Origin of the sequence: uncultured Sutterella sp. (assembly GCF_937923675.1) — a bacterium.
Classification (GTDB): Bacteria; Pseudomonadota; Gammaproteobacteria; order Burkholderiales; family Burkholderiaceae_F; genus Sutterella.
In genome coordinates, this window is record NZ_CALDXB010000021.1 from 1 (window position 1) to 3,605 (window position 3,605).

Below are 3,605 nucleotides of genomic sequence, written 5' to 3' on the forward strand. Positions count from 1 at the left end.
GTACTGTCGGCGAAGTGGAAAAACTGGCTTTCCGAATTTATGGAAGCCCCCTAAAGAGATCTCAACCAATGAAGTCTCGGGGTCCAAGGTTTGGAATGGCAAGGACTTCTCCGGCTACGTTTCAGAAAGCGGAAAAGATTTCGGTGCTCTCTACATCAGCAAAGTTTCCGGCAGCGCAGCTATCGAGAACCTGACTTTCAATGGCAATAAGTCTGCCGGCAAGGGCGGCGCGGTCGCTCTTGATAATTCGACGATTACGCTCAAGAACGCTTCCTTTACCAATAATGTGGCGGATGGGTTCGGCGGTGCGATTCGTCTCTGGTCCGATAACACCAGCGGTAGTGCATCCCTGACGCTTGATGCAACAGAAGATGTCACCTATGCCGGCAACAAAGCTGGACAGGGAACGACTCTGGTTTCCGGAGCAACTGCTCTCGGCGATCGTTATGAAGATATGGGCGGCTTTGCTTATCTTCAAGGCTACTCCACCCTTGTGATCAATGCTGCCGACCGCCGCGTCGTTAATATCGGCGAAACCGGTGCTGCTGAAGCGGGACTGGACTCCATCGCCGCGGGCAAAGGCAACAATAAACTTGAATTCAATGGTGAAGGCACCGTCAATGTGAATGGCTCGACAGAATCCTTCGTCGGCGCCATCAACGTTAATGCCGGTACCGTCAATTTTGCAACGGGCATCGGTTCTGTCGATGTGACGACGCAGGCTGCTGTCAATAAGCTTGCCAGTGGCGCGGCTGCGTCTTCTGCTACCGCCGGTGCGGAAGCGACTGTTCTGACCGTTGCCTCCGGAGCCACCGCCAACGTTGGTGATCTCGTCATCAATCGCTCTGCTGCCAGCTCTGCTGCGGGCACGAAGGTTGTTGCTCAGACGGGCGCTACCGTGACGCTTCAGAGCGTTACGCTTACCACCAAGGATTACACAGATCGTTACGTAGAAGCCAGCGGAGCTGCTGCTTCCGGCGCTCTCACGACGACTGGCAACGGTGAATTTTCAGTTGCCTCCGGCGCCAAGATGACGGTGCTCGGCGATGTGACGATCGGCAAGGGTTCAACCCTCACGAAGTCTGAAGCCGGCATGCTTGATGTTGACGGTACGCTCAATGTTGCGGCAAGCGGCACCTATACGGTTTCGAGCGGCAGCACGACGGTCGGCGCTCTTGTCAATGCGGGTACGGTGTCGGGCGGTAATCTGACCGTTGAAGGCGTCAAGGCTTCCTCCAATACCGGCAAGATTGATGTGGCTTCGCTCACGCTGAAGGCGGGTGAATTCACGACTTCCGGTGGCCAGTGGTCTGAGGGTAAGAGCTCGGTATTTAATACTGAAACTCTTACAGTCAAGGAAGGTGCAACGTTCAGCAACACAGGCGTAGCTAAAGCCGCTTCGATTACTGTCGAAGGTACGCTGAATACGCAAATTCTCGTGCTGAATAATTCCAATGCCCTTGAAGGTCACCTCAAGTTTGACACGCTGACCATCAATAAGACCGGCGTCTTCAACATCACGAACGAAAGCGTCGTCAACTCCGGCAGCATCGCCTTTGCTGATGGTGATGTTACGTTCGCAGGCGGCAAATTCCAGGTCGCTGGTAAGGACTACACCGGGAACGCGAGTGTTGGCGGTCAGTCGGGAGCTGTGAAGATTGCCTTCACGGCTGGCGACTACACCTTCGGGACGATCACTGTTCAGGCTCAGCAGGGCGCTAGCGGTCACACGGTTAATGTTAACGGTGATGCCAAGCTGACCCTTGCAGGCCTCGATATGGCTTCCGGATCTACCGCTACAATCGATGACAACGCCGTTGTTGGAATCGATAGCCTGAAACTGGCCTCTGGCGCGAACATGAATGTCAGCGGCGGTACGCTTACGATCAGCAAGGCTCTCGCCAACGCTTCGGGTAGCAGCTTTAGCGTTGGTGATGGCGAGCTTAATGTTTCTGCCGAAGCTGTTGGTCTCAAAATCGTTTCTGGCAGTGTAACGCTTGCCTCTGGGTTTACTGGTCTGACCAATAACCAAGGTATCGTCAACGTCACCGGCATTGAAGCTGGGGAGCTGAATGTTACTAAGATTGCGGAACTTGCTCAGAAGTTCAACGGGACTTCCGGTACGGGTCTTGTTTCGCTTGCCAACGTCGGTGTCTCTGGTCTTTCGACCATGGTTTCCGGCTCGGAAATCGCTTACGACTCGATCAAGGACCTTGGCGGTGTCGAGCTTGATCAGCTGCAGGATCTGACAGTCACCGGCGTTAGCGGTGCTCTTGCTGGTTCGTATGCTGCCGCTAAGCTTTCCGGCACAGCAACGTCCCTGACCGTTTCGAATACCCTTAAGCTCAACGGTACCGGCAAGCTGGTTCAGACGGCTAGCGGCGCTCTTGCCGGTGCAACGCTCGACAGCGGCACGATGCTGATTGTGACCGGCACTGGCGCTGAAATTGGTGCGCTTGCAAGCGGTTCACAGGGCGCTGGCGACATGGTTGTCGCTGAAGCTGCGTCTCTGGATGTTCAGGGAACTTCGGTGCTTGGGTCCCTGGATGTCGACGGCACCATGACGATGGGCAAGACTGCCAGCGGTACGGCTTACGACCTCACCGTGGCAGATCTCTATGTTACTGGCAACCTTTCCGTCGCTGGTACGCTTAATGCATCGGGCGCTGAAGTCCTTGGCTCGGCTACGGTTGGCAAGCTCGTTGGCGCTGTGACCGTTGGTAATAATGAGACCGCCGGCAGCCTTGTTGCTGGTGAACTTGTTTCCGGTTCGATTTTCGCGGATCCGGCCTGGAAGGATGGTCAGCTCCTGACTTCTGAAGCCTCGACGGTTGCCGTCGGCAAGGTTGCTTCCGGCGCTACGGTTGAAGCTGGTCGTGGTTCGATCGTTTCTGTGGGTACCACGGATAATACGGCTGCTTCCACGCTCTTCGATCGTACGGGCTACAGCCTTGGCGATACGACTGCGGAAAGCAATCAGGACAAGAACGTCGTCAAGTCGGTTCTTTATGTTTCCAACAAGACGGAAACTGGATACGAGACACTGACGGGTACGTTGGCGGCTACTGGTGCGGCGACGCAGACTGCGTCTCTGACGGCAGGTGTTTCCGTCGCAGCTGGTTCCATGCTCCTCGTTGACGCGAAGAATGTCGACGTGACGGGCAAGACGGCGATCTTTGATGAGGCCTTGACGCTTGCCTCCGGCAGCGTGGTTTACGTTGCCAATACTAAGGTCGGCGACAAGTTCTATGCGTCTGAAACTTCTGTTACCGGCGCTGAAACTGCAGACCTCGTGATGGACTACGGCCGCATCCTGACGCTGGGTGCTTCTGAGACCCTCGCCAACACTTACGAAGTTGCGCTCAAGGCTGACGAAGATATGCAGGGCCTCGCAGGTCTCAAGACCATGGGGCTTGCAAAGGCGACGGTGACGCAGGGTACGGCTAATCCGGCTTCTTCGTCCGCAGCCTTCATGAGCTACCTCCTGCAGGATGAGGCTCTCAATGGCCTCACGGACCTTCAGGTGACGAAGATCGGTAATGAAGTGGCCTCCCTCGGCGCCACCACCGGCGTTCAGACGCTCACGATGGATGCCGTCAACCAGA

The 3,605-nt window shown here is 55.8% G+C and carries 1 protein-coding gene; it reads left to right on the top strand.

Features of this window, described 5'->3' with window-relative positions:
* Window positions 1-454 precede the first annotated feature (454 nt).
* Window positions 455-3,605 (top strand): hypothetical protein (locus Q0106_RS02305; RefSeq protein WP_297608337.1); only part of this gene is annotated, 3,151 nt, incomplete at its 3' end.